The organism is Leptolyngbya sp. NK1-12, assembly GCF_032598965.1.
Classification (GTDB): Bacteria; Cyanobacteriota; Cyanobacteriia; order Elainellales; family Elainellaceae; genus Elainella.
Window position 1 is genome coordinate 6,021,577 of the sequence record NZ_CP053586.1, and the last position, 26,062, is coordinate 6,047,638.

The 26,062-nt window shown below is 50.8% G+C and carries 19 protein-coding genes; 14 read left to right on the forward strand and 5 right to left on the reverse strand.

Annotated elements, in window-relative coordinates; all coding sequences use genetic code 11:
* The first annotated feature begins 13 nt into the window (after positions 1–13).
* Complete coding sequence (locus HJG54_RS25855; RefSeq protein WP_316432100.1) at positions 14–1,810, forward strand: ABC-ATPase domain-containing protein; 1,797 nt, start codon at positions 14–16, stop codon at positions 1,808–1,810.
* A gap of 570 nt (positions 1,811–2,380) precedes the next feature.
* Positions 2,381–5,701 carry an Ig-like domain-containing protein gene (locus HJG54_RS25860; RefSeq protein WP_316432101.1) on the forward strand — a complete coding sequence of 1,107 codons (3,321 nt, stop codon included), beginning with the start codon at positions 2,381–2,383 and terminating at the stop codon, positions 5,699–5,701.
* 103 nt (positions 5,702–5,804) lie between these two features.
* Here HJG54_RS25860 and HJG54_RS25865 read toward each other — a convergent pair whose 3' ends face one another.
* On the reverse strand, positions 5,805–6,830 hold the full coding sequence (locus tag HJG54_RS25865) for a sensor histidine kinase (protein ID WP_316432102.1): 1,026 nt from the start codon (positions 6,828–6,830) through the stop codon (positions 5,805–5,807).
* Between the two features lie 180 nt (positions 6,831–7,010).
* The gene (locus HJG54_RS25870) at positions 7,011–7,634 is read right to left on the reverse strand and encodes a Uma2 family endonuclease (protein ID WP_316432103.1); all 624 of its coding nucleotides are present in this window, start codon (positions 7,632–7,634) and stop codon (positions 7,011–7,013) included.
* A 110-nt stretch (positions 7,635–7,744) separates the two neighbouring features.
* Here HJG54_RS25870 and HJG54_RS25875 point away from each other — a divergent pair, with 110 nt between their 5' ends.
* Positions 7,745–9,331 (forward strand): FAD-dependent oxidoreductase, encoded by a 1,587-nt coding sequence (locus HJG54_RS25875; RefSeq protein ID WP_316432104.1) that lies wholly within the window; start codon positions 7,745–7,747, stop codon positions 9,329–9,331.
* A gap of 358 nt (positions 9,332–9,689) precedes the next feature.
* Here HJG54_RS25875 and HJG54_RS25880 read toward each other — a convergent pair whose 3' ends face one another.
* On the reverse strand, positions 9,690–9,902 hold the full coding sequence (locus tag HJG54_RS25880; RefSeq protein ID WP_316432105.1) for a chlorophyll a/b-binding protein: 213 nt from the start codon (positions 9,900–9,902) through the stop codon (positions 9,690–9,692).
* A gap of 207 nt (positions 9,903–10,109) precedes the next feature.
* On the opposite strand from HJG54_RS25880, the gene HJG54_RS25885 reads away from it, so the two are divergent.
* From HJG54_RS25885 to HJG54_RS25900, 4 genes are all read left to right on the forward strand, one after another.
* Positions 10,110–11,771 (forward strand): FAD-dependent oxidoreductase, encoded by a 1,662-nt coding sequence (locus tag HJG54_RS25885; protein ID WP_316432106.1) that lies wholly within the window; start codon positions 10,110–10,112, stop codon positions 11,769–11,771.
* 90 nt (positions 11,772–11,861) lie between these two features.
* Positions 11,862–13,334: a sensor histidine kinase gene (locus HJG54_RS25890; protein WP_316432107.1), complete on the forward strand. Its 1,473-nt coding sequence runs from the start codon at positions 11,862–11,864 to the stop codon at positions 13,332–13,334.
* A gap of 32 nt (positions 13,335–13,366) precedes the next feature.
* On the forward strand, positions 13,367–14,005 hold the full coding sequence (locus tag HJG54_RS25895) for an NUDIX hydrolase (RefSeq protein WP_316432108.1): 639 nt from the start codon (positions 13,367–13,369) through the stop codon (positions 14,003–14,005).
* 131 nt (positions 14,006–14,136) lie between these two features.
* On the forward strand, positions 14,137–15,675 hold the full coding sequence (locus tag HJG54_RS25900; protein WP_316432109.1) for an ATP-binding protein: 1,539 nt from the start codon (positions 14,137–14,139) through the stop codon (positions 15,673–15,675).
* A 166-nt stretch (positions 15,676–15,841) separates the two neighbouring features.
* On the opposite strand, the gene HJG54_RS25905 is transcribed toward HJG54_RS25900, so the two are convergent.
* On the reverse strand, positions 15,842–17,599 hold the full coding sequence (locus tag HJG54_RS25905) for an N-acetylmuramoyl-L-alanine amidase (RefSeq protein WP_316432110.1): 1,758 nt from the start codon (positions 17,597–17,599) through the stop codon (positions 15,842–15,844).
* 284 nt (positions 17,600–17,883) lie between these two features.
* Between HJG54_RS25905 and HJG54_RS25910 the strand changes: the two genes are divergently transcribed.
* From HJG54_RS25910 to HJG54_RS25935, 6 genes are all read left to right on the forward strand, one after another.
* Entirely contained in the window at positions 17,884–18,195 is a 312-nt protein-coding gene (locus tag HJG54_RS25910) for a helix-turn-helix domain-containing protein (RefSeq protein ID WP_316432111.1), read from the forward strand.
* A gap of 266 nt (positions 18,196–18,461) precedes the next feature.
* On the forward strand, positions 18,462–18,749 hold the full coding sequence (locus HJG54_RS25915) for a hypothetical protein (protein ID WP_316432112.1): 288 nt from the start codon (positions 18,462–18,464) through the stop codon (positions 18,747–18,749).
* 116 nt (positions 18,750–18,865) lie between these two features.
* Positions 18,866–20,158 carry a histidine--tRNA ligase gene (hisS, locus tag HJG54_RS25920; RefSeq protein ID WP_316432113.1) on the forward strand — a complete coding sequence of 431 codons (1,293 nt, stop codon included), beginning with the start codon at positions 18,866–18,868 and terminating at the stop codon, positions 20,156–20,158.
* A 130-nt stretch (positions 20,159–20,288) separates the two neighbouring features.
* Entirely contained in the window at positions 20,289–20,561 is a 273-nt protein-coding gene (locus HJG54_RS25925) for a hypothetical protein (protein WP_316432114.1), read from the forward strand.
* A 642-nt stretch (positions 20,562–21,203) separates the two neighbouring features.
* The gene (locus HJG54_RS25930; protein ID WP_035999342.1) at positions 21,204–21,401 is read left to right on the forward strand and encodes an NblA/ycf18 family protein; all 198 of its coding nucleotides are present in this window, start codon (positions 21,204–21,206) and stop codon (positions 21,399–21,401) included.
* Positions 21,402–21,995: 594 nt separating this feature from the next.
* The gene (locus HJG54_RS25935; RefSeq protein WP_316432115.1) at positions 21,996–22,874 is read left to right on the forward strand and encodes a universal stress protein; all 879 of its coding nucleotides are present in this window, start codon (positions 21,996–21,998) and stop codon (positions 22,872–22,874) included.
* A gap of 36 nt (positions 22,875–22,910) precedes the next feature.
* On the opposite strand, the gene HJG54_RS25940 is transcribed toward HJG54_RS25935, so the two are convergent.
* Complete coding sequence (locus HJG54_RS25940; protein WP_316432116.1) at positions 22,911–24,443, reverse strand: serine/threonine-protein kinase; 1,533 nt, start codon at positions 24,441–24,443, stop codon at positions 22,911–22,913.
* Between the two features lie 1,029 nt (positions 24,444–25,472).
* Between HJG54_RS25940 and HJG54_RS25945 the strand changes: the two genes are divergently transcribed.
* The gene (locus tag HJG54_RS25945; RefSeq protein ID WP_316432117.1) at positions 25,473–26,054 is read left to right on the forward strand and encodes a thioredoxin family protein; all 582 of its coding nucleotides are present in this window, start codon (positions 25,473–25,475) and stop codon (positions 26,052–26,054) included.
* Positions 26,055–26,062 lie beyond the last annotated feature (8 nt).

Genomic DNA, 26,062 nt, shown 5'->3' on the forward strand with positions numbered 1-26,062 from the left:
TGTAGGCAAAGCAATGACAACGGCTCAAGCGCTCTATCAAGATCTGCTGCATCTCGATCAACGAAGCTACAAGGCTTACAAAGCGATCGAGGGACGCTACCGTTTCCGCGATTTTTGGCTAATGGTGGACCATGTGCAGGGTGATCCATTCGCAGCTCCCAGTCGCATGCGCATCCAGATTCCACAAGCAACCGCCGGGTTTCCGCGGGCGCTCTATCAAACGCGCAGTCGGGAAATTGCTTTGCGGGATTATCTCAATCGTCAGTTTGGTCACGTGGCGGCTCAGATGGCAGCCAAACGCGGCAGCGGCAATAGCGGCCTGATTGCCATTGCTCGTCCAACGCAGCAGGTTCTGGAGCGCACCGCCGTCTGGATTGACGATCAGCAGCTTGAAGTGCGGTTTACGGTAGGCTTACCGGCTCGAGGGCGCACAATTCTAGGCCGACAGGCCGCCGAACTCCTTTGCGACGATTTACCAGCGATTGTGGATCAAGCGCTGCTCTACAAAGCCCTCGATGCTAAGGCAATCCAGCAGCATGTAGAAACCGTAGAAGATGCTGATTGGCTGCGGCAACAGTTGGCTGGGCAGGGCTTGGTAGCCTTTATTCCAGATGGAGCGATTTTGCCGCGCTCCAGTGGGGTGGATGAGTTGCCGTTAAGGGAATCCGTGGTGCCATTTATGTCACCAGCTTCGCTGCGGGTGGAATTCGAGCGCCCTAATCAGGGCAAGATCAGCGGCATGGGCATTCCATCTGGCGTAACGCTAATTGTCGGTGGCGGCTATCATGGCAAATCTACTTTACTAGAGGCGATTAGCCTTGGTGTTTACAATCATATTCCTGATGATGGCCGCGAACAGATCGTGACGGAGGCTACTGCTGTCAAAATTCGGGCTGAAGATGGTCGCAGTATTATTGGTGTAGATATTTCTCCCTTTATTAATCACTTGCCTCAAGGTCGTTCTACTAGCCATTTCTCTAGCCAAAATGCTAGCGGCAGCACGTCCCAAGCCGCCAACATCATGGAAGCCCTAGAAATCGGGGCAAAGGTACTGCTGATCGACGAAGATACGTCTGCGACTAACTTTATGATCCGCGACCGCCGCATGCAGGCATTGATCGCTAAGGAGCAGGAACCAATCACGCCCTTTGTAGACAAAATTCGCCAGCTTTATCAAGACTACGGTGTCTCCACGGTATTGGTGATGGGCGGTAGTGGAGATTATTTTGATGTGGCCGATACGGTGATTGCCATGACTGAATTTGTTCCCAGTGATGTGACTGAACAAGCTAAAGTGATTGCCCAAACTTACCGTACCGAGCGGCTTGCAGAAGGAGGTACAGCATTTGGGGCATTGACAGCTCGGATTCCCCTGGCGAAGCGGCTGGATTCGCCTCGACAGCGACGCAGATGGGGAAGTCAGGGAGATAGAGAATATGGGGAAGATGCGGCTCGTGAGCCTCGCCGAACGAGGGAAGATGGGGGAGCGTCGGAATCGAGACGGGGGCCGCGCTTGAAGGTAAGGGATGTGGATGAGCTGGTGTTTGGTTCGGAAGTAGTGGATTTAACGGCAGTGGAGCAATTGGTGGAAGTGGGACAGTTGCGTTCGATTGGAGCCGCGATTACCTATTTGCAAACCTACGAACTGGATGGACAACGCTCCCTAGCGGAGCTGATTGAGGCATTGATGGCAACCCTTGCGGCAGGACTCGATCAATTGACGCCTTACCCTCAGGGAGACTTGGCGATGTTTCGACCGTTAGAACTGGCCGCCGTGATCAATCGATTGCGGTCATTGGAGGTGCAGTAGGCCGCGGGGTTTGAGCCTGTCCATAGTTTGCAAACTGCTGAAGCGTTTAGGGCGGAACCAAGTATAGCTGTCGCCAAGACAGTTAGGACAGAGATATTATTGTGGGTGCGCGAAGCAGCCCACAATAATGTCCTATCTCTTCTGGTAAGCACTATATTTTCTGATTGTGTCTATAATCATCTATAAACAGTCACTAAAAATGGTCATATTGCAATTATTAGACTGTGTCAACTGCTTACCTTTACTCTGATTCGTTTAGTTTTTGAGTTTGCTCAAGTTGCTGATCCGAAGATTTTCGGATTTTTGGGGTTAAACCCTAACTGTCAGTAAAAGAAATCACAGAAGTTACTGAAGGCGTTCTTTACTAGCCCGGCCTAGTTTAAGGTAGTGGTGTGGGCTTAGCATCCGCACTTTCTATGAACCCTCGGCTGATTCCTTTGTTTGTCAGAAAGGCGGCACAGCGTCATGGTCGTTTTGCTCCATGCAGTTGGTTCGTCTGAGAGCAACAACAGGGTGCCAGTTTTTACACCACGAGTCAGGCCACAGTCGTTTAGGATCAGTCTACCGAATATGCCACAGAATCACCTCACGTTTGTTGAATTCCTCAAAGATGGTACTGCACCCGTCGATGGTTTGAATACTGCGAATGCTGTACTGCTCAGTCCGGATGGTAAATTTGTCTACGCTACGGGAGGCGGTAACGATGATGCAGTTACTGTCTTCGCGCGGGATACACAGACAGGTAACCTCACCTTTGTTGAAACATTGAAGGATACCACAGCAGGTGCGGGGAATAGACTAAACGGCGCATCTGGCTTAGCGATGAGTCCAGATGGTACAACTGTTTATGTTGCAGGTACTGATGATAATGCAATTTCAGTTTTCTCACGCAATGCCCAAACCGGCAGACTTACCTTCGTTGAGACAATTGTTGATAGTACAAACCTAACTGCTGTATCGGGTGTTGCAGTCAGTTCCGATGGCAACTTTGTCTATGCTGTATCGGGTGGCAGTAGCGACACGATTACTGTCTTCTCACGTAGCAGCGACGGCAAGCTGACTCTGGTTGAAGCATTAAAGAACAATACCAACGGCATCACTAATTTTGACAATCCTTCGAGGCTGGTGCTAAGTCCCGATGGCAACCATGTGTATGTCACTACTAGTAATGCTCTTGCAATCTTCTCACGCAACAGCAACGATGGGAAACTTACCTTTGTTCGGACGTTGAGGAGTAGCAATAACAACATCACAAACATGGGCAGTCCAACCGGAGTGGCAATTAGTTCCGATGGACAACATGTTTATGTGACGGCAGGTGGCAACAGCGATGCAATCGTTGTTTTTTCACGCAATTCCAGCACGGGTGAACTGACTTTTGTGGAGTCTTTGAAGGACACAGCTACGTTAGATGGAGCCGCTAGGGTCACCCTGAGTCCGGATGGCAACTATGTCTATGTCACTAGTACTGATAGTGATGCAATTGTCGTATACTCTCGCAATTCCACGACAGGCAAACTCACCTTTGAGCAACTTTTAAAGGATGGTGAAGATGGTATTGATGGTCTAGATGGGGCACGCGGTATTACCGTTAGTGCCGATGGCAAGCACATTTATGCTGTTGGCTCTGTAGACCATGCCATTGCTGTATTCACTACTGCACCCCCACCTGATGTCACCGCACCGACCGTTGTGCTCTACACACCCGACACCAACGGCACCGATGTTGAGCCAACCGAAAACTTAGAGATTGAGTTCAATGAAGCCGTCAAGAAGGGCAGCGGTAATATTGTAATCAAAGACAGCAACGGCAACGTTATCGAAACGATTGACATTACTAGTAACGCCGTCACCATTACCGATAAAACGGTGAAGATTGATCCAGTTGGTTTTCTGCCCAAAGGCAACACCTACTATGTTGAGATCGATGCAACTGCCATCACTGACCTAGCTGGAAATGCCTTCGCTGGCATCACGGGTGCAAGCACCTGGAGTTTTTCAACCGTTGCACCAGATCAATCAGGGCCGACGATCATCGAACTCAATCCGGATACAGATACCTTCAATGTGCCGGTGGGCAAAAATTTGGTCATCACCTTTGATGAAGCGATCCAAAAAGGTACCGGCAAAATTTATATCAAGAAAGAAGATGGCACAGTTGCTGAGGAAATTGATGTAACCTCTAACTTGGTCACAATCAATAATAATACGTTTACAGCAACAATCAACCCAGCCAACGATCTAGAAGAGAACGTATTCTACTACGTTGAAGTTGACTTTGGTGCCTTCAAAGATTTGGATGGTAATGATTTCGCAGGTATTTCCGGAAATACTGAGTGGACATTTGCAACGCCTGACAACCAAGCACCTACCGCCGCTCTCAGCCCTACAGATGATGCCACAGATGTCGTCATCAACAGTGAACTGGTCCTGACCTTCAGTGAAACAGTGCTTCCAGGAACTGGCAATATTGTCGTTAAGAAAAAGTCAGATGGCTCAACCGTTGAATTGTTTGACGCCAGTTCAGTTTCTCTAGAGGATAACGGCAAGAAGCTTGTGCTCAGATTTAGCAATCTTCTAGCAACCAGCACCGAATACTACGTCGAGATCGATCAAGCTGCCTTCACCGATCGGGTTGGTAATCCGTTTGCAGGTCTTAGCGGGACTGATGCCTGGAATTTTACAACCTCTAGCAATGGTGACATCACGGCTCCTACCGTCGATATCATTGATGTTTCTCCTGATCCACGCACAACTGGCGTCGATAGCATCACTATTCAATTTGATGAAGTGGTCCAGGGGTTTGATATTGCCGATCTCCAATTGACCCTAGATGGTAATCTGATTGACCTATCTGCTGCTAACCTGAACACTCAGGACAATCAAACCTGGACCTTGAGCGGCTTGAACAACCTCACCAGTGCAGTTGGTACCTATGTCTTGTCCTTGAGTGAGGCCAACTCCGGCATTACAGACGGTGCGGGCAATGCGCTAGTCTTTGGTGCCTCTGAAGATTGGATGGTTGAAGCTCCAAATTCGGGAGGCGGTGGCGATCCGGGTGGTGGCGGTAATCCGGGTGGCGGTAATCCAGGCGGTGGTAATCCGGGTAGCGGTGGCAACCCTGGTGGCGGTAATCCGGGTGGCGGCAATCCAGGCGGCGGTACACCTGACCCGGGTGGTACTCCCGCTCCTATTAGTCCAACTCCTATTAGTCCAACTCCTGGCGGCCCAACTCCAATTAATCCAACTCCTGGGCTTCCAGGCACAGCAGATCAAGTCCTGACATTTGCTGCCGTTCCTGCTCCGATCAACTTTAAACTCGGTAAGCCTGGCATCACCCGTGCTGGCACAAACAAAGTTGACAGACTGACTGGAACTAATTTTAGAGATGTGCTCAATGCTAGAAGTGGTAACGATCGCGTCAATGCTAAAGGTGGCAATGACCGGATTCGAGCTGGTGCGGGTAATGACACAGTGAGAGCAGGCAAAGGAGACGATTTCGTCAGGGGGGACAGCGGTAATGATCGGCTGATCGGCGATGCTGGCAACGATGTGTTAGTCGGTGGTGCAGGTGATGATCAAATTACGGGGGGCAGCGGTAAGGATACGCTTGTCTACAGCAGCCTAGCCGAAGGGGTGGATCGGTTCACTGATTTCAACGCGGCTGAGGATCTGCTCGATCTGCGAGGGCTATTCGGCCAAACTCAATTTGCCGGTGCTAGCCTGACAGCTCGCTTTAAGCAATTCATTCAGCTAGAGCAGGTCGGAGCCGATACGGTTATTAAAGTCGATGCCGATGGTAATGGCAGTGGTACAACCTTCCAGCCCATCATCACCCTCAGTAACGTGGCAGTCGCCAATGTTAAATCAACGAATTTTGTGCTTGGCTAATTTCTGCTGAGCCACCTGGTTGATTTTGTGGAATCAGCTCAAATGGCTATCTAAACTAACACCATTCATTACTGACTCAACTTATACCTACAGGACAGGCTTATCAACTGTCCTGTATTTTTTGGGATTCACTCTTTGCCTTGGCCCAAGGCACCACGCATTCAAGCCGCGTCACCAGATTGACCTCTGACGGAATCGCCACCACTTCTAAACGCCCACCCATCAGCTCCAGCACGGTTTGATTTACCAAAAGAGAAAACGCCGCTGAGGGAACGCCATCTAAGTCAGTTGTAGATAAATCGACATCACTTAGGCTTGGCGTTGGGCTTGAAGTTAAGTCAAGCTTGCCTTTGTTCATTAAGGTTTGCAGCCAATCGATCGGTTCGCTCCAAAAAGAGTCCGGACGCTGATCGGCAACCTGAATCCGCACTTCCTGCACCTCTGGCACTAGCCTTGACATGACGTGAATTTCCCCTTCCTGCATCAGGCCAATGGGTGTATCTACCAGACTGACCAAGACTTGCTTGAACCAGCGCGGATCTGCCAGCACCCACAGGTCAGCATCCGGGTACTCGATTTTGAGCCGTTGATTGCGATTCTGGGCCTGCATCAGCGTCAAACTTTCCATTTCCATGAACATATCTTCTAGACAAACTGGCTGGATCTGAAGCTGTTCAGTGCCATACCCGGCTTTAGAAACGCTGATCAATTTATCCAGCAAACCCAGCATTTTTTGCGCGGCAGCATAGGCTTGGGCAATAAACTCGCGCTCCTCGGCAGGATCTTCACACAGGTCCGACAAAATTAATTGCTGCAAACTCATGACGCTATTGAGGGGTGAGCGCAATTCGTGGGAGGTACGGGCCAAAAAACCGGCCTTAAACCGCTCCGACTGTTGCGCCATCCGGTAGGCGGCCTGCGTTTTTTGCAGTTGGGTTTGCAGCGTTTGTAGATCTAAAGTATCGACAGGAGTATCAACAGGGTCAGGGGCCTCAACTGGCTGCGATGCTGCTAGTTCAGCCCTCTCCTCAACCGGCAACCGGCTACCGTGCTTGACCATACTCCGCTTTTGCAGAAACGCTCCGGCTCCAAACCCAATTGCCAGCATGAATAAATCTGTCCAGCCCATATCTTCACCGCTTTCCTATCACGTTATCCAGTGCCCGGAACCTCGATCCGCTCAAGCTTGCGAAGTGATCCACGAGGCTAAAAACGTCACCATCATAACCTCACTATTTTGTTAATGGGCTTTGTTAATCGGTCACTATTGCGGCCACTGGCTTGGCAGGTTCCGATTTACTGGAGTGCGCTACTCTCCAGCGCTCAGCATTTGTTCGGCGGTGAGGCTCAGATTGGGAAAAGTGGCTGACCGAATCGCATCCTTCCCTCGGAACTGACCAACTTCTTGATACACGCCATTCTGAAGTGTTAGCACGGTGACAGTTTGCTGTTGTGGATTAATTAACCAATATTCCAACACACCCAGTTCCTCATACTGCTGACGTTTGCGCAGATAATCGCGTTGTTCGTTAGCACTGCCAGGACTCACCACTTCGGCAATCAGCAAGGGTGGCGGCATCTCTCGTGTGATGGTGAGGCGGCGACGAGTCAGAGCCAAATGTTCGGAACGCAAGATCACCAGATTAGGAATACGGGTTCGTGGATCATCTTCCTGCAACACCGGCACTTCGACTTCACAGGTATGAGGACGAATTAACCGCAGTGGAATCACACCATCGCTAGCCATCACAAACATCAGATAGTTTGCAACAAAATCATTCGGTTCTGATTCTGGTGGCAACTCTTGTAACGCTCCATCGACATATTCAAATCGCCCTGCTGGTAGGCTACCGGGTTCCAGGTTGAGGTATTCCTCAAAGGTCATTTTTAGGGTTTGGGTCATGTCATCCTCCCAATCTGGGAATGCTACCATCCTACCAACCGGTCCAATGATCGCCCTTCTAAAAATCTGAACGTTTTTTCTCCGGATTCAGTCATTTAGGGAATGATGTTACTGATGAGCTGCGATCCCCAGTATCCCCTATGACCCAATCCCCCACTCGCTCCTATGATTTCATCTGCTTTGGCGATGAAGTGCCTGGAATTTTGGCAATTGTGACTGCCGCCCGCGAATACCGTCGCCGCACCAATCGGTTTCCCCGCAGCTTACTGATGCTCAAGGCCAGTGCTCAAGACGGGATCGGTGGGCATTTGGTGCGGGGGCGCTTGGCCTATCTGGATCGCAGTAGCATTCCCTATGGTACTCGGCAGCAGTTCCAGCTCGGTGATTTTGGCGATCCGCCAGCCGTGTACAGGGAGTTCATTAGCCGGGTTGGAGTAGCCAAAGTATCACTCGATCCGGACCGCGCTAACACTGTACTGCGGCAAATGCTGGGCGAAGCTGGCGTAGATATCCTCAGCCGTGTGGATGTGGATTCGTTAATCATGGATGGCTCCCGCATTGTCGGCATCAAACTGAAGCGGGGTGAGGTATATCTGGGCAAACAGTTCATCGACTGCACGGTAAATGCCGAGTTGGCTCAAGCTGCGGGTGTGCGCAAGTCCACGGGCTATAGCACGCTGGGGTTACCCGAATCGGAACTGGCGGTAACGCTGGTATTTGAAACCGAAGGCTTGAGCACCTCTCAACTGCGGGTTGCAGAAGACACCTACCTGAAGCGCTTGACCAACCCCAACGACCGCGAAGCCCAGCGCTGGCTCGATATTGCTGCCGGATTTGACCCCGCCTATAAGGCAAAAATTATCCGCGAGTTGTATTTCGATGACGGTCGCTTGAAGCGGATGGATATTGGCGTGGACTATGTCGATGTCTACAGTGAAGCATTACCAATTGCCTACCATTCCTATCGCGGCACCAAGATGGATCTAGTGGCCACTGGTTCAATCCTAGATAATCCCAACGTTGCCATCCTGCCGGGCACGAATCGGCTGTCGTGGAACGGGTTACTGTTCTATGTCACCGCTGCTGAAGCCGAAGCCCTGGCCCGCAACAACGCCAAACCCACGCCCAAAATGCTGGAGGAGATGAGCGCCATCGCACAGTGGTTCAAAAGCTTGGGTGCGACCAGCGTCAAGCCTGCTTCGGAACTCTACATTCGCCACGCGGGCAATATTCTCGGTGCAGTTCAGCCCTTAACGGGTGCTCAAATGATGGCGGGCGGTGTCTACGACTACGAAGCCTTGGGTAGCTTTGGCTATGCCTTTGATGCCCGTGGCGGCATTCGCGGCCTAGAGGAACGGGTGGTAGAGGTGGGTGCGCCTCAAGCTAAGTTCAAATCGCCGCTGTTTAACGTGGGAATGCGTCATGCACTGCTGAAAGCCTTCCCTAACCTAGCCGTGCTCGGCCCTGCCTCTGGATTTGAAGGTGCGGCTAGTACCGCAGGCCGAATCGTTGAATACAATGTCGCCGTTGGCCAAGGAATTGGCATCGCTGCCTGTCTGGCTCTGCTGACTAACCGAGAGCTAAACAGCTTTAGCAACATCGAAATCCGCAACGTTCTGATCGCCACCGGTAGATTGCCCAAAATTTACGGCATTTACGACCCAGTCGAAACTCAAAACGTAGCCCTATTCGAGAAACTGATGGGCGTACCAATCTACACGGTGTAATTACTTTAGGGAGTATGTAATAAAAAGCATTTGTAGTGTTTGCCAAAAGGGGTAGGGAATCGCTGTGGGCACGCTTCGCGCCCACAACAATGTCTCTGTCCTAACTGTCGTGGCAACGGCTATAAGAACGTAGCCTAAAAAAACTGCGAGTACAAAAGCGGGCAACAACAGTTACCCGTGCTTTAAAAAAAAGATATTGAAAAGCTATTGATCAAACTGTCAGCTTAGATGCGGGGTTGGAAAGGTAAAGCCGACAGCGGAGCTTGGCCCGCTAGTCCGTACCTGAACAGCTAGTGAACCGATACGCGATTCAACGTTGACTTTCCCTTTCACCCTCTTTGAGTTTCTCTAAAGCAGCCTACTGCAAACTTGAAAGTAGCCCAATCAACCCATGTCCGGTGACAGCCTCTAGTACCAGCAGCGAAATAAAGCCCAGCATCGCCAAACGGCCATTCAGCTTCTCTGCATAGGCCGTGAAGCCGGTTTGTTGTTCTTCCATCACATACATCTTTGGCTCGATTGCATAGTTGTTCAACCGGCCTTGCTCTTCAGTAACTGTACCGCTTCTCATGATTCCTTCCTTAAAACAACTGCGTTTTCTGTAAACTTATGTAAACAAAAGTAACACTATTTTTACAGAACTGCAACTAGGTTAATCTTGGGCAGCTGTAGAACCACCTAGCCATTTGATTACTAGCCATTTGATTAGTTGATGTGAAGCAATATCAGCTCTAGCATAAGGAGTGATCATCAAAATCTCTCCACCCCGCCCTTCCTCATGGCAAGACCTGTAATTCTGACCGTTGATGACGATCCAGAGGTTCTGCAAGCAATCGCGCGTGATTTACGGCAACAGTATGGTGATCGGTTTCGGATTATTCGAGCTGATTCCGGTCAGGCGGCGCTCGATGTATTGCAGCAGCTAAAGTTGCGGAACGAATCGGTTGCCCTGTTTCTGGTGGACCAGCGTATGCCGCAGATGAGCGGAATTGAGCTACTAGAACAGGCGATGCCCATGTTTCCCAATGCTCAACGGGTACTGCTCACCGCCTACGCTGACACCGATGCTGCCATTCGAGCCATCAACTCTGCCCGCTTGCAGTATTATTTGCTGAAACCGTGGGATCCGCCTGAGGAAAAACTCTACCCGGTGCTCAATGATTTGCTCGATGATTGGCTGGCCTCATTTCGTCCACCCTTCGACGGTATCCGCGTGGTTGGCAACCGCTGGTCGCCCCAGTCGCACCAAGTTAAGGATTTTCTGGCTCGCAACCAAATTCCCTATCAGTGGCTCGACATTGAACTTCAGGAAGCTAAACAACTGGTCACCTATGCCGAAGCGGATTGCAAAGCCCAGCTCCCGCTGGTGCTGTTTCCGGACGGTGAGCGATTAGTTAAACCGAGTAACGTTCAAATTGCTGAAAAAATTGGTCTGCGCACCCAGGCCGAACGCCCTTTCTATGATTTGCTGATTGTGGGCGGCGGCCCAGCAGGGCTAGCAGCAGCTGTATATGGTGCGTCCGAAGGGTTGAGTACGGTGATGATCGAGCGAGAAGCTCCTGGCGGTCAGGCCGGCTCCAGTTCCCGAATTGAAAACTACCTCGGCTTTCCCAGCGGCTTAAGCGGCGGTGATTTGGCTCGTCGAGCCGTAGCCCAAGCGCGGCGATTTGGGGTCGAAATCCTGACTCCTCAGGAAGCCAAAGGCGTTCGCATCGAAGATCCTTATCGGATTGTTAGCTTGGCCGACGGCAGCGAAATTAGCTGTCATGCTCTGCTGATTGCCACGGGCGTCTCTTACCGCAAACTGGCTGTGCCTGGCATGGATCGGCTTTATGGTGCGGGCGTCTACTATGGCGCAGCTATGACTGAAGCGATTGCCTGCAAAGGCGAAGAAGTCTACGTCGTGGGAGGAGCCAACTCTGCTGGACAGGCTGCCATGCACTTTTCTAAATATGCAGAGCACGTCACAATGCTGGTGCGAGGCGAATCCCTCACCAAGAGCATGTCGCAATACCTGATTGATCAAATCGAATCCACGCCTAACATTACCGTGCGTCCCTATTGCAGTGTGGTTGAAGTGCATGGTGAAACTAGCTTAGAAAAGATTGTCGTGGCCGATTCCAGCAGTGGCAGCCGCGAAACGCTGCCCGCCAAGTCCCTGTTTATTTTCATTGGAGCGATGCCCCAAACCGACTGGTTGAACGGCATCGTAGAGCGCGATCAGCAAGGCTTCATCCTGGCTGGGTTGGATTTGCTGCGAGACCGACAGCGCCCCAAAGGCTGGACCCTCGACCGCGATCCGTTTTTGCTCGAATCCAGCGTTCCCGGTATTTTTGTGGCTGGTGATGTGCGCTATGGCTCCGTTAAGCGAGTTGCCTCGGGCGTTGGCGAAGGTTCTATTGCGGTGCAGTTTATTCACCGCTATCTCAGTAAAGTTTGAAGGTTGCTTTGATTGCTTTGACAAGGTGCTAAACGTCGTCGCGCAAAACTCGTCACGCAAAACTCAAAACTGAGAATTGGTATAACCCCTATGAATTCCACCACCCAGGAATCGGAACTGTTTCCCAAGCTTTCGGATGAGGAACTCGATCGGCTAAAAGCTCACGGACAGGAACTCCAGCTTAATCCAGGCCAGATTATTTTCCAGGAAGGCGACCCGTCCTACCAGTTTTATGTTGTGCTAGAAGGGCAGGTGCAAATCACCCGCCGCATAGGCATGGAAGAGCAAATTCTGGCGCTGCATGACCCTGGTGAATTTACCGGCGAAATTTCCATGATTGTCGGCAAACCAGCCACGGCAACCGCTCGCGCCATTGGCCCTACCCGGGTTCTAGAGATCGATCCAGAGACCTTTAAACAGGCACTTGCCGAATGTTCCCAAGGTGCAGCGGTAATTTTATCGGCAATGGCCGGACGGTCCCGTGAAGCTGAAATTCTAGTCCGCCAACAGGAAAAGCTGGCGGCACTTGGTAGACTCTCTGCCGGTTTAGCTCATGAGCTGAACAACCCCGCTGCCGCCGGACAACGAGCCGCCAAGCTCCTGCGGGAGTCGATTGGCTCAATTCAAACTCGTTTACTCAAGCTCTGCGATCAGCTTTTTCCTGAAGGGCAGCGCGAGTTGATTCTAGACTTGCAGCAAGACGCCTTGACCTACAGTGCCAAAGCACCCCGTTTAGACCCCCTGACCCAAAGTGACCGAGAAGAATCCCTGGCTAACTGGCTTGGTGAATATGATATTGCCAATGGCTGGAAGCTAGCTCCGACGTTAGTGTCCGGTGGTATCGATACTGCTCGCTTAGACGCCCTGGCGATCCATCTCGATCCAGCCGCCCTGACCGAGGCGCTGAACTGGCTGGGCGAAACCCTTGCCTTAGCTGGTTTGGTCAACGAAATTGAACAAAGCACAACTCGAATTTCTCAGCTTGTCAAAGCGATCAAATCCTATTCCTATATGGATCAGGCTCCACTGCAGGAGATCGATATCCATGAAGGATTGGAGAATACCCTGACTATCCTGCATCACAAACTTAAATATGGAATTACGGTCAACCGTGACTATGCTGTTAATTTACCGAAAATTAATGCTTATGGCAGCGAATTAAATCAAGTTTGGACTAATATCCTAGACAATGCTGTCTATGCCCTTAAGAAGGAAGCTCAACAGCAAGAGCAGAACGGCAATGCCAACTATACGCCAACCATCTCGATTCACACTGCTCGCTTAAACGCTAAAATTCTGGTTGACATTACTGACAACGCTGCCGGAATTCCTCCAGAAATCCAATCGCGCATCTTTGAACCCTTCTTTACTACTAAAGGCGTAGGTGATGGCTCCGGTTTAGGTTTAGATATTGTGCGGCGGATTGTTGTGCAGCGGCATCATGGCGATATTCGCGTCACTTCTAAACCCGGAGAAACCAAGTTTTCGATCTGTTTGCCGATTGAGCGCTCCGATCAAAACTCTGATGCGAACGGCAGTTGTTCGGTAGAATGTCAGCTCTGATAGTGTTCTATAACCTCGATCAGGAAAGCACCATGACACCACCCGAAACTCAAGCTGGATTGCAGTGGCTCTACTGGGCACAGCGGCTGCAAGCTATCGCCCAAAACGGCCTCACCTTTACCGAGAATCCCTACGACGTGGAGCGGTTCAAGCAAATTTTGACCATCGCCAGCGAAATGATGGCTGAATATACCGATGCAGATCCCCAATCCATTTATGATTTGTTTGCCCAGCAGCAGGGCTATGCGACTCCCAAGGTTGATGCTCGTGGAGCTGTATTTCAGAATGACAAGGTCCTGCTGGTGCTAGAACGAGAAGACCAAAAGTGGACTCTACCAGGCGGTTGGGTCGATGTGGGAGAACCACCCAGCGAAGCGGTTGTCCGCGAAGTATACGAAGAATCTGGCTATCAAACTCGCGTGATCAAATTGGCCGCGCTCTATGACCGCAACAAGCATCCTCATCCACCACACCAATTTCATGCCTATAAACTGTTTTTTCTCTGTGAGTTAATTGGAGGCGAACCTGCAACTAGCATCGAAACTGATGCTGTCGATTTTTTCTCAGTGCATGCTCTGCCTGAACTTTCTCTCGGTCGCGTCTTACCTGACCAAATCCTGCGGTTATATGAGCATTGGCAGCATCCGGAATGGGCTACTGAGTTTGATTAGAAAATTGACTGACGAGTTTAGATCCTGAATGTTGGTTTTTCAATTGCAGCAGTTTTTCAGTATGTAGTTTCAAGCAGTCATCTATAGCGCTTTGCCTATCGAAATTAGATACTATGAGAACGAGGTAAGATATGGCCATAGAACCAACTCAGTCAAACGAAGCTAGGGCAAAAGTAGAATTATCTGGGACATACACTAGTATATATAGTAGTACGAACAATGATGCGGAAGCTGGAATCAAGATTGATACACAACCTCTTCCTCGCGACTTAACCGTTGAACGACTGCGTCAAGTTCCGATCTTTGCCAAATTACCGGAAGAGCGGCTAAATTGGTTGCTGCAACAGGGCAACGAAGTCTGGTTAGAGCCAGGACAGTTGCACCGTGCCCAGGGTGATCCAGCCGATCATGTGTTTGTGCTACTAGAAGGCGAGGTTGGTATCACCAAGCGCGAAGGCAACCAGGATGTGCTGCTGACCACCTACGGTGCTGATACCCTATTCGGTGAACTGCCGGTGCTGACGGGCGAAACCCATTTTTGGGCCGCTGGACGCGCCATTAGCTACTGTCACATTTTTGAACTGGGCGTAACGGCTTTTTGGGAATTGCTGGCTTCTTGCCCCTGTGTAACTACCACCATTCTCAGCACGATGGCAAAACGCATGCAGGCAGTGCAATCTCTGTCTCAACATCGGCAAAAGATGGTGGCCTTAGGCACTCTAGCTGCCGGTCTAGCCCACGAATTAAACAATCCTGCCTCAGCGGCCCAGCGTTCCACCCAGCAACTGCGTGAAACCTCCCAAACCCTCAAAGCCGCCACCTTGGAACTACACCATCATCTATCATGCGCTCAGCAGGCTTGGCTGGCTGAACTGCACCAGACCCTAATGCAGCAGGCTACCCATGCGGTGGTTCTCGATCCCCTCACCCAGAGCGACCGCGAAGATGAAATGATGGATTGGTTGCACGCTCAAGGTGTTTCCGACTGCTGGCGCTTGGCTCCTACCCTGGTTAGTGCCGGACTGGATGTTGAATCTCTAACCCAGATCGCGTCCCAACTGCCTGCATCGGCACTACAAGCGGTGCTGATCTGGCTAGAGGCCAGCCTAACCGAGCTGAGGCTGTTCGATGAGCTAGACCACGCCACTGAGCGGATTGGTCAAATGGTCAAAGCAGTCAAAGACTACTCCTACATGGATCAAGCTCCACTTCAGGACATTGATATCCATGAAGGGCTAGAAAGCACCCTGATCATGTTAAGACACAAACTCAAGCAAGGCATTGAAGTGACACGGCAGTATGACCGACAGTTGCCTCGAATTACAGCCTATGGAAGCGAACTGAATCAGGTGTGGACTAATCTGATTGATAATGCCATTGATGCGCTGGCAGATTTCAATAAACAAGCCACACCAACGATTCAAATCCATACCCGGCGAGAAAACGAAACGATTCTAGTCGAAATTATTGATAACGGTCCAGGGATACCCGCCGAAATACGGTCGCAGATTTTTGCGCCTTTCTTCACAACCAAGGGCGTAGGTCGGGGCACAGGATTAGGCTTGCATATTGCTTATCGAGTCATTGTGGAACAGCACCAAGGCGATTTGCGCGTTTCTTCAGAACCCGGCAATACCCGATTTCAAATCCGTTTACCAATTCGTCTTTGAAGCGATGCTCAAACAACCCTTGATGATGGTGTCAAGAAATTGTTCGAGCACTCTGCAATCAAGCCTGATCGTCCTCTACCAGATTCACCTCTACCAGATTCACGTCTGGCGTCAGCATTGCGTTTGCCATAACCGTTACAGCTTCTCCAGGCTCCTAAACGCTATTTCACTGCTGCTGAAGCCATGCGGCGATGCCATCAGCCAGAGCATCAGCAAGGCGTTCTTGCTCTGCAGAATTGATGATCCACTCGAATTCATCGGGATTGATCATGAAGCCCAGCTCCAGCAGCACCGCCGGGGCTACTGTAGGGCGGGTGAGGGCAAGGTTATTCCAAAACACACCATAGGACGGGCGATCGAGACTGGCTACTAAATAATTGTGTAGGAAAACAGCCAGACTGTGAGACTGGGCATTGTACCAGAAGGTCCCAATACCAGCCGTGTTGACTGCATCACCATCGTCGGGAAGGGCATTGTAGTGGAGGCTGAGGGCCAGCGTCGGTTCGGCTTGATTGATCAGGGCAGCTCGGTCTTGCGGATAGAGGTCAATATCGCCTTCGCGAGTCATGATCACCGTGGCTCCTCTGGCCTCCAGGCGGTCGCGCAGCAATTGGGAGACAATCAGCGCCACTTCCTTTTCTGGATAGCCGGTAGGTCCGCGTGCGCCCAAATCTTCTGGGCCACCATGCCCTGGATCTAGCAAAATCCGAATGCCTGCTAGGCTATCTGACTTTACCTGTGGCGGATGCCTCAGCGACAGGATCAAGGTCGTTCCCTCGTAGCGCAGTTTGTAGCCCCACTGCTGGGCGGATTTGAGGTTGAAGGTGTACTGCACCTGACTGGGAGCCGCCTGCTGCCAATCGAGCCGTTCAATTACCGGATCATCGTTCAGAAAAATGGTGTCCGTTTGGGCCGTAGTATTGTGCAGGGTGAGGACAAAACTGCGGTTGCCCTGTTGCACGGTCACGGGAACCGGAGCTTGTAGCGGAAAGGCGATTTCGGTCCACTCTCCCATGGTCCGAGCGCGAATGCTGCGGATCAGGGTGCGGGGCAAGGCTGCATTGGGGATGGCTTGGGTCTCACTGGCTCTGATCCAGCCGCCATAGTCGAGTCGCAGCCATTCTCCTTCTCGTCCGGTAACGCTGGCTTGGGTGCCCTTTGGTAGAGGAGTGAGGCGCGAGTAGTCGGTGCTGGGTCCACTGCGGGCAGTGCCGGAATCGGCAGTGACTTCGACCACCTCAGCTGGGGCCGGCGCAAGCACACTAACGCGGCTGGGGCCAGATTGACGGATTGTGGAGCCGTTGAGGGTGAGCTGAAATTCTGGTACCCCCAAATCGCCAGGACTTGCAACAGCTATGCAGCCTTGGTAAGTGGTCGTGGGCGATGGGGCAGGCTGATTGCTAAAGGTTAAAACCGCAGAATTGGGCGGTAAATTGACTGAACTGGGTTGGGGCAGTAGGGCGATGGATTGGTCACTCAAACTGACGCTGACCGTGGCCTGAGCCGGAGCAATGGCGCTGAAACAAATCGGCTCATTCGGTAAACGGGCTAGATCGACTGCTGGGGCAAGCGACCCTTCGGCAAAACCAGTTCCCGGGGGCAGCGTTGGGTTGGGATCGGTGCGAGTTACTCGCAGAACGAGTTCCTGATCTTGATAGCGCAAGGTGAAAGCATTCTCGCCAAGCTGAAGCGGGAAGCTAGGCGCAAAATGTCCAGCCGCGCTGCGCTCAATTGGCTGGCCGTTGACAGTGACTTCTCCTGCAGGCGGAGCCGTGCCAATCAGAAAAATTTGGGCAGCGGTGGTTTCATGCCCATCGGGTGGATACACCACTGACAGCGGCTGTTCGGCCCAGGCGACGGCAGCAATTCCCATGTTCATCACCATACCGGCGCTGACTCCAACCATCCCCACGATGTACTTCATATCTCGCTCACTTTTTTTGATCAACAGCTTCTGTTCTGATTAACAGCCTCTGATCGCTGACTTCGAACCAGCCATTGGAGTGCCTTTGAGATTATGCACCAGGCTGGCAACCTAGCATATAGCAGTCTGATAGCCGTTGTAGAAATGAATGGCCCTTTGTAACTCAACCCCCTCATTGCCTCAAGTTTTTGCTTCGGCCTCTAGTGACATCTTGCTAAACTGACTAGAATTATGAGTAGAGTAAGTACATATACACAGTTTGGTAGTCCGACGGGAAAGTATATATGACTGGTGGTGAGTCTCAGACCTCTGGCTCTCTCTCGGAGAGAGAATTGCAAATCGTGGAACTGGTGGCTGCTGGCTTAACCAACCAGGAAATTGCCGAGAAGTTGGAAATCAGCAAGCGGACCGTTGATAACCATATCAGCAATATCTTGACCAAAACGGCGACGGGCAATCGGGTGGCGCTAGTGCGATGGGCGTTGCAGTGGGGCAAAGTGTGTATTGACGAGGTGAACTGCTGTACGTTACCCATCTCTAAAGATGCTCTAGATCCGGTGCCGTTGCCAGAAGAAAACGATTCGCTGTTGGAATAGCCGGTGTTAGCTGATTAATTGGCTAATTAAATTAATTGGCTAATTAATTTAATCAGTTGGCTCATTAGCGGTCTGTCAAGCGAAATTTAGGGACCGCGACCTTTCCTGGCGTCTGCACAACAACAAACATCTCGGCGTCGTATGAACCCCATCAATTGGCAAATTGACCAGCAAGATGCAAAGGTGAACTGCCTACCGGGTTTAACAACCAGACTTTGGTTGGCTTGCTGCGCTGGGCACCCTCACCCCTGATATCCTAGTAAGCTATGGATAAACAGATTGCCTCTCCTAAGTCAGCCGAATTTCAGCAGCTTTACTGCCCGACCTTGCCTTTGGCAGTCTATCGAGAAGTCGCGGCCCATTTGCGGCAAGTGAGTGGGGTCGCGGTTGAGCTGTTGCCCCAGTCGTCCCAAACCTTTGATTATTGCCAGAGTCAAGTGGGTGGTCTGAGGCTGTGCTATGGCTCTGAAGCTACTCCAGCAGCTCGGCAGCGAGTCCAGCAGATTTTGGCTTACTATGGCGATCGCTACGGCGAGTGGCTGGTGTTGCCCTAGCTGAGTTCACTAGTTAGGCCATCTAGAATCGCCAATGGCTGCACTGCAGAATGTTCAGTATTTCTGCAATCATATTTCTGCAATCACAATTGAAATAGCGATAGTTTTAATTCTCCATGAGTGCGATTGAAGCAATTAAAGGAACCCGCGACATTTTGCCAGAGGAAGTTGGCTACTGGCAGCGGATCGAGCAGGTGGCGCGTGACCTGCTGAATCGGGCCGCCTATCGAGAAATTCGCACGCCGATTTTTGAACAGACCGAGCTGTTTGCCAGGGGAATTGGCGAAGCCACCGATGTGGTGGGCAAAGAGATGTACACCTTTATCGACAAGGGTGAGCGGTCCGTAACTTTGCGACCTGAAGGCACAGCGGGCGTCGTGCGGGCCTATATCGAAAACGGTCTCCATGTAAAAGGGTTGCAGCGGTTGTGGTACTTGGGGCCGATGTTTCGCTACGAAAACGTGCAGGCTGGACGACAGCGGCAGTTTCATCAGTTGGGCTGTGAGGTGTTGGGCAGTGCTGATCCCCGTGCCGATGTAGAAGTGATCGCCCTAGCGATGGATCTGCTTGCTGGGTTGGGTCTGAAGGATCTGCGGCTGGATTTGAATTCCGTGGGTGATCCCGCCGACCGACAGCAGTATCGCCAGGCGCTGGTAGAATATCTCACGCCTTACAAGCATGCGCTCGATCCTGATTCGCAAAATCGCCTCAACCGCAATCCAATGCGGATTCTCGACAGCAAAAATGCCGAGACGAAAAAAATTATCCAGGACGCTCCTAAAATTTGGGATTATTTAGCTCCAGAGTCGCGGCGACGGTTTGACCAGGTGCAGCAGCAATTGACCGACCTCAACATCGCCTACACTCTCAACCCCTGCTTAGTACGTGGCTTAGACTACTACACCCACACGGCGTTCGAGATTGTGGCCGAAACCGGGCTGGGGGCACAGAATGCCGTGGGCGGCGGTGGACGCTACGACGGGTTGGTCAGCGAACTAGGCGGGCCAGAAACCCCAGCCGTGGGTTGGGCAATGGGATTGGAACGATTGCTGCTGTTGCTGCAACAGTTGACCAGCACTCCAGTCATAGAGCTTGATTTTTATGTGGTTTCCCGGGGTGAACAGGCCGAAGCGCAGGCACTCCAGTTAGCTCAGACCTTACGACGAGCCGGATTTGCCGTGGAGCTAGATTTGAGTGCCAGTGCCTTTGGTAAACAATTTAAGCGAGCAGACCGCAGTGGGGCAGTAGCTTGCCTAATCCTAGGAGACGATGAGGCTGCTAATGGCACTGTACAGTTAAAGTGGCTAGGCAGCGGTGACCAAGAGGCTCTTACCCAAACCGACCTGCTGGCAACGGTTGAAACGTTACGCCACCGGCTTAAAGATAGTCGGGCTACTATGCCTAACTAGAGGATTTTGGGGCAAGCCAGTTGGGAAACCGCCACATCTTCTGAGGTTAGCATTGCCGAATTCAATAGAATCAAAACTGCGATTTATTGTGTCTTACTGTAGAATACCTGTGTGGTGTGAATAAGTAAAAATGACTACGCAAGTTTTGATGTCTAAGCAAGCAGTTCTGTCTGAAATCACTGTATCTACTGTCGTTGATAGGAATACTCACTCTCAAACAAAGGGATCTGCGGCTGCTCAATCTCGTCAGTTGCCCTATCAGGCCAATCACCAAGTTGAATTACTCCATCTGCAAGCAGAGACTGAAGCTCTACTGCAGCACTTAAAAATGCTCAAGCAGCAAAAATCGGTTGCAGATTTATCAAATATGGAAATCGAAACTGTTGTGATCGCATCTTGCTGAGATTGAGCTTGGCAGGAACAACGATAATCCTTCTTAATCAGAATTTGTTTGTGCTTCACGTTGCTCAAGCTAGCGTGAATTCAATTCAAAATGGTTCAACAATAGATTCGAAATTTCTCATTCAATCAATCAGAACTTTTAATCAGTTAGAAATTTCCTGCTGTAGACAGTTGTACTGGACAGCAGGATTTTCTTTTTCTGTTAAAAGAGATACTTTTCCACTCCTTTTTTTGTCAACGAAAAGTATCAATTTTATCTGTTCTTATCTCAGTATGGCTGATTAGAAAGTTGCTGGGCCGAGCCTGGGCAACGGCTGCAACTCAGCTGCAGATAGGAGTTCAGCTCTTCATTTACAACTGCTCTACAGAAGATTCACGATCACTAAATCGGATAAAGTTCCAGATGAACATTCTGCTGTTCTGTAAGTTGCTAGAACTACCTCAACCGAAATGAGTACCCATGAGGGGGGTGGTCACTTTGTCAAACGATTGTTATCTTTTGTAATACGAGGGAGAACTTAATCGCCTAGCGGGAACGCTAGAGGCCAATCATCTCCCACTCGTGTGATCAACTTAAGCTCGCTTAGTTTTGGTTACTGTTTGATTCCATCGTTTTCCATTGTTACCGAACAGGAGTAATGTTATGGACCGACCAATTGAACTCTCGCTAGAGCAGCAATTCAGCCTACGTTCGTTTGAAACCCAGGTAGAGAAGATGAATCTCGAACAGGCTCAAGACTTCCTGGTGAAGTTGTATGAGCAAATGATGCTGCGCGAGACCATGTACAAGCATTTCCTCAAGCACGAGTGGGGACTGGAGCCTCGCCCTCAGTTTGAGTAAGCTGCTGCTGAAGTGGGCGACCTCCCTCTCTTGCCCTGTTCTAGGCAAGGAAAAGGGCTGGGGATGCTGGGGCGTCAACTCTGCACGGAACAGCTGCATTCTGGATAAACTACATTTTGGTAAGTGTTCTTTGGTAAGCGTTCTGACGCCTACGAAGACTGGAAAGCAATTGCTCTAAGTATTCACCAGTTTTACGATGGCTGGTTCTGAAAAATCTGGGCCTTCTGGCAAGTATTCAGATGGCGCGATGATAACTAGGTTTTTCAGTAATGCGCTCTCACAATTAATAATCTGATTGATTAATAATCTGGTTAACAATCTAATAAGCGATCCAATAAGCAATCCAGCTAGCAACCACAAAGTTGCGGCAGTTTGCCCGGAGACAATTGAGCGGGGAAACAATAGCCCGGAAATAATTTCTCAAAACGGCTTCTCAAGCTGATTACAGCCTTGATGATGGCCTCCAGACCAGGAGCCGGGAGAAAACAGAAATTTGGACCATTTAACGGAATTTATGGCTAACCCTGGCAGAGAATGGCTGAGAGTGGTAGGGTTAGGAGGAAATGAACTCGACTCCAAACGTCTATTGGATCTATGTTTCAGCGCCTTTTGATCTGTACTAGCCTGTCGGATGGGTTGCAACGCTTGGTCCACTTTGTGCCGAGCCTAGCAGCGGGTGGGATTCAACACATCACGTTTCTGCATGTGTTACCCGTCGATGGCAGAGGAATTCCCAGAGTTGATGAAGCAAAGGTGCAACAGGTCAAAGAACAATTATCGGTTGCAAAAGCTGATTTGCCATCTGGCGTAGAAGTCGAGGTCGAGGTGCAGGCCGGACGAACGGATGAGCGTATTGCTGCGGTTGCGAAGGCAAACCAAATTGATTTAATTGTTCTGGGGTCTGAAAGCCGCAGCCTGCTGACTGAGAAATTATTTGGCAGCACTGCCGTTGCCCTGTGCCAAAGCAGCCTCAGCCCAATTTTGATCCTGAGACCCCAATTGATTTCCGTCTATACGGTAGAAGAGCTTGACCTCCGCTGTCGGCATCTGTTGCGCTACTTTTTGATGCCCTATGACGGCGGTAAAGCAGCCGAGTATTTACTGGCTCAAGTCAAAAAATACGCCGAGCGCCGCCCTCCGTCGTCTCTGCAAGAATGTCTACTATTCCACGTGATTGAAGACAGCGACCGCATTGAAAAGCTGCTGCTAGAAAATCGAATCAAGGAAGCAGCAGCTAGGTTGGCAACTGCAAAGACAGATCTTGAGAGTACAGGATTGCAGGTGAATACCAAAATTGTCCTTGGTGAACCGATTCCAGAAACCCTCAAGGCCGCTTTAGAGTATGACATTACGGCCATTGCAACGGCTTCTGCCACAATGGGCAAGTTTGCGGAGTGGTCGGGGCCAAGCTTTACGGGGGAATTAATCCGCCGCAGTTGGCATCCCATCCTATTTTTCCCGCCGGTTCAGTAGGTTTAGTTGGCTCAGTTAGCTAGAAAGCTGAGATTGCTAGTTGAGAGAATTGCCGTCACTGGCGTAGATGGCATCCAGCTTCAGGAGAATCTGCGGTTTAATATTTTCCAGCGCATTACGCAGATGCTCTTTGCTAACTGCTGAGTTAGGAGCACTTTTAGACATCTGACCAATCATCGCCCAGTCATGCAGAAGACGACATTGGGTAGCTGCAACCGTGGCTGTTTGAATGTGGGCACAGCGATGCGGTTCTTCCTGAGCAAAGAACAAGATATTGTACTGGCCGACTTTGCCCAGCGAAGTTGCCATTTGCCGCCCTTGGGGGGTTTTGAGGTCAAGGTAGCAGGGCAACCAGCGGGGATCTTGGCCCCGGCTGTAGAGCACCGTCAGCCAGAGGGCCATCGGGTGGGGTGCTTCCAAGAACAGAAACTGATTGTAGCGGGTGCAGACCAAGCGCCGCTGGATTTCCTGTTTGGTCATCATTACCCACAGCGTTGGCAGTACTCCGTCGTTCGTGGGCATCGTGCGAGGAAACACAATTTCAGCTAGCGGCATGTTGCTGGGCCAGGCAGCTGAACGGCAGATTTCATCCCCAATTACGATACTGGAGGTTCTGGGTTCTGCAATCACTGGCAGCCGAGACAGGGACGCGCCAATTCGATGGGCAATCTGCCGACCGGCCCCAAATCGTTCTTCCAGAGGCTCTAAAGCTGCAATTACGTCCCCAACACTCTGGGGACGATCACTGGCCTGTTTAGCGAGGCAAGCCATGATCAGCAGCTCTAGCGCCTTGGGCACCTTGAGGTTCGCATCGATGGATTCAAACGAGCGGGGGATTTGAAAATGATGCGCTTTGTACCAACTGCCAAAGGAGTGGGTATCGGCGTTGAGCGGCATTTTGCCTGTCAGCATCTGAAACATCATGACGCCGAGGCTGTAGATATCGGAGCGGGCATCTAGCTCCCGGCCTTCCATTTGCTCTGGAGACGAGTAGGCCAGCGTACCCATAAAGCACTGGGTTTGATTGCCCTCTGGCTCTAAAACTTTAGCAATACCGAAGTCGAGGATTTTGACGAGCTCGCCAAGGCTGTCGTTTTGGCTGACCAGGATATTGCTGGGTTTAATGTCTCGGTGGACAATTGGACAAATCTTATCGTCGATCTGAATGCCTTGGTGCGCACAGTATAGCCCCAGGCAAATCTGGCGGGTTAAGTTGAGAAACCGCGGCAAGGAAATCGTGTGGCGGCTGATTACTTCACTCAGGCTCTCACCCTTGAGATACTCCATCACATAAAAAGGAACCCCATCCTCATCCACGCCGTAATCGGTGACGCGAACAATGTGGATACTGCGTTGACCAAGCTGGGCGCAAGTTTTGGCTTCTCGTTCAAACCGCTCGCGCATTTTCCGATTCAGCAGGGTTTGGGACAAAAACTTGACCGCAACTGGAATGCCTCCCAAAGCAGTATCTTCAGCAGCATAAACCTGACCCATTGCCCCTTGTCCCAGGAGGCGAATCAAGCGATAACGATTTTGTAGGAGACGCCCAATGTTAGGTTCTGTCATCATAAATGGATTCTCCAGCTTAGATGACCCGTAGAACCTAGAGAGTAAAACGAAATTTGACAGCACACCCAATCCAGCCAAGAACTAGCTCCACTGCTAGGCAGCATTGCCCCTATTGCCTGCTGTATCAACCAGATCAAAACAACCCAGGTGCTGAGGCTGATAGGATTCCGGGTTGAAGCTGAACGGTGCAGGTCAGTTAGGGGAATTGGTTGCATTGGTGATGTTGGTGCTTTGTCCTCGGATTGAGTTGGTCGGCCAAACAAAAGCCAAACTCAACCTACGGGAACCAGAAGACTGGCTCCAAATCTAGTGAAGGCGATGGAGAAGTTACGGCTTGAGATTCGGTCTGAAGTTTGATAGGTCTGAAACACCTGAATCGAATTCATAGCAACCAGGTAGGGTGACCTTACATGATAGCTGAATCCCGCCCACAATCTGAAGTGCCTTCGTCGGTATTGCAGAAGCAGTTGAGGAAGCAATTAAGTTGATGATGTCATGTTGCACCCGTGAAATTATTCTAACGAGTCATTCGGTGACTTTCGGTATTGTCTAAAGGAGATTTCAGAAAGCAGCCTCCCTAAATTAGCCTTGACTTGGTTTAACTTGGCTTGAACTGGATCAGTTTAGGTGACCTACCGATGCTGACCACTCAGTTCAAGAATGCCCCAAGTCGCCGTATTATCGACAAGCTGGAGTGACAAAGATAGTAGCCAAGCTTTGAGGCAACCAAGCTTTGAGGCAGTCCAGATTAGCAACAGGAAGCAAAGTTGGTTTTTCGGATTCTCAACCAGATTTTTGCAAACTGCCTCGGCATTGGTTTTAGACAGGCTGTGGCACGGTAGTGGTTCCGGCTACTTTAGGATGGAGATAGAGCAGCGTCCGTCTGGTTGACGAACTGCTTGCAACAGACAACGGTTTGACAGACAACGGTTTGACAGACAACGGTTTGACAGACAACGGTTTGACAGATTCCCTCGATAAACATCCTCAAATTTTCTCAAGCTATTTTTCAAGATAAGGAGAATCACGATGGCACGAGTTGCTTCAACCATGCTGGCTCTAGGGACACCGGCTCCAGAGTTTCAGTTACCAGATGTGGTCACTGGAGAAACCATTTCCCTGGCGAGCTTTGCCGACAAGACAGCGCTGCTGGTGATGTTTATCTGCCGCCACTGCCCGTTTGTGAAGCATGTCCAGGATGAACTAGCTGCCATTGGCAAGGACTATCAGAGCAAGAGTCTGGGCATTGTGGCCATCAGCGCGAATGATGTGGAAAATTATCCAGAGGATGCCCCCAACAAATTGCAGGAAATGGCTAGGGAACTGGGCTTCACGTTCCCGCTCTGCTATGACGAAAGCCAAACAGTGGCCAAAACCTATACCGCTGCCTGCACACCAGACTTTTTCCTCTTCGATGCAGACCGCAAACTTGCCTATCGGGGCCAGTTAGATGAGAGCCGTCCGGGTAACGACAAGCCAGTCACGGGACAAAACTTGCGAGCGGCCATCGATGCGTTACTGGTGGGGCAACCAATTAGTGCCGACCAAAAGCCCAGCATTGGCTGCAATATTAAATGGAAACCAGGCAACGCGCCGGATTATTTTGGCTAAGCGAACTT

What these genes read in the sequence shown, in the direction of transcription:
- HJG54_RS25855 (WP_316432100.1), top strand. Translation starts at nt 14, where the DNA reads ATGACAACGGCTCAAGCGCTCTATCAAGATCTGCTGCATCTCGATCAA.
- HJG54_RS25860 (WP_316432101.1), top strand. Translation starts at nt 2,381, where the DNA reads ATGCCACAGAATCACCTCACGTTTGTTGAATTCCTCAAAGATGGTACT.
- HJG54_RS25865 (WP_316432102.1), bottom strand. Translation starts at nt 6,830, where the DNA reads ATGGGCTGGACAGATTTATTCATGCTGGCAATTGGGTTTGGAGCCGGA.
- HJG54_RS25870 (WP_316432103.1), bottom strand. Translation starts at nt 7,634, where the DNA reads ATGGTAGCATTCCCAGATTGGGAGGATGACATGACCCAAACCCTAAAA.
- HJG54_RS25875 (WP_316432104.1), top strand. Translation starts at nt 7,745, where the DNA reads ATGACCCAATCCCCCACTCGCTCCTATGATTTCATCTGCTTTGGCGAT.
- HJG54_RS25880 (WP_316432105.1), bottom strand. Translation starts at nt 9,902, where the DNA reads ATGAGAAGCGGTACAGTTACTGAAGAGCAAGGCCGGTTGAACAACTAT.
- HJG54_RS25885 (WP_316432106.1), top strand. Translation starts at nt 10,110, where the DNA reads ATGGCAAGACCTGTAATTCTGACCGTTGATGACGATCCAGAGGTTCTG.
- HJG54_RS25890 (WP_316432107.1), top strand. Translation starts at nt 11,862, where the DNA reads ATGAATTCCACCACCCAGGAATCGGAACTGTTTCCCAAGCTTTCGGAT.
- HJG54_RS25895 (WP_316432108.1), top strand. Translation starts at nt 13,367, where the DNA reads ATGACACCACCCGAAACTCAAGCTGGATTGCAGTGGCTCTACTGGGCA.
- HJG54_RS25900 (WP_316432109.1), top strand. Translation starts at nt 14,137, where the DNA reads ATGGCCATAGAACCAACTCAGTCAAACGAAGCTAGGGCAAAAGTAGAA.
- HJG54_RS25905 (WP_316432110.1), bottom strand. Translation starts at nt 17,599, where the DNA reads ATGAAGTACATCGTGGGGATGGTTGGAGTCAGCGCCGGTATGGTGATG.
- HJG54_RS25910 (WP_316432111.1), top strand. Translation starts at nt 17,884, where the DNA reads ATGACTGGTGGTGAGTCTCAGACCTCTGGCTCTCTCTCGGAGAGAGAA.
- HJG54_RS25915 (WP_316432112.1), top strand. Translation starts at nt 18,462, where the DNA reads ATGGATAAACAGATTGCCTCTCCTAAGTCAGCCGAATTTCAGCAGCTT.
- hisS (WP_316432113.1), top strand. Translation starts at nt 18,866, where the DNA reads ATGAGTGCGATTGAAGCAATTAAAGGAACCCGCGACATTTTGCCAGAG.
- HJG54_RS25925 (WP_316432114.1), top strand. Translation starts at nt 20,289, where the DNA reads ATGACTACGCAAGTTTTGATGTCTAAGCAAGCAGTTCTGTCTGAAATC.
- HJG54_RS25930 (WP_035999342.1), top strand. Translation starts at nt 21,204, where the DNA reads ATGGACCGACCAATTGAACTCTCGCTAGAGCAGCAATTCAGCCTACGT.
- HJG54_RS25935 (WP_316432115.1), top strand. Translation starts at nt 21,996, where the DNA reads ATGTTTCAGCGCCTTTTGATCTGTACTAGCCTGTCGGATGGGTTGCAA.
- HJG54_RS25940 (WP_316432116.1), bottom strand. Translation starts at nt 24,443, where the DNA reads ATGATGACAGAACCTAACATTGGGCGTCTCCTACAAAATCGTTATCGC.
- HJG54_RS25945 (WP_316432117.1), top strand. Translation starts at nt 25,473, where the DNA reads ATGGCACGAGTTGCTTCAACCATGCTGGCTCTAGGGACACCGGCTCCA.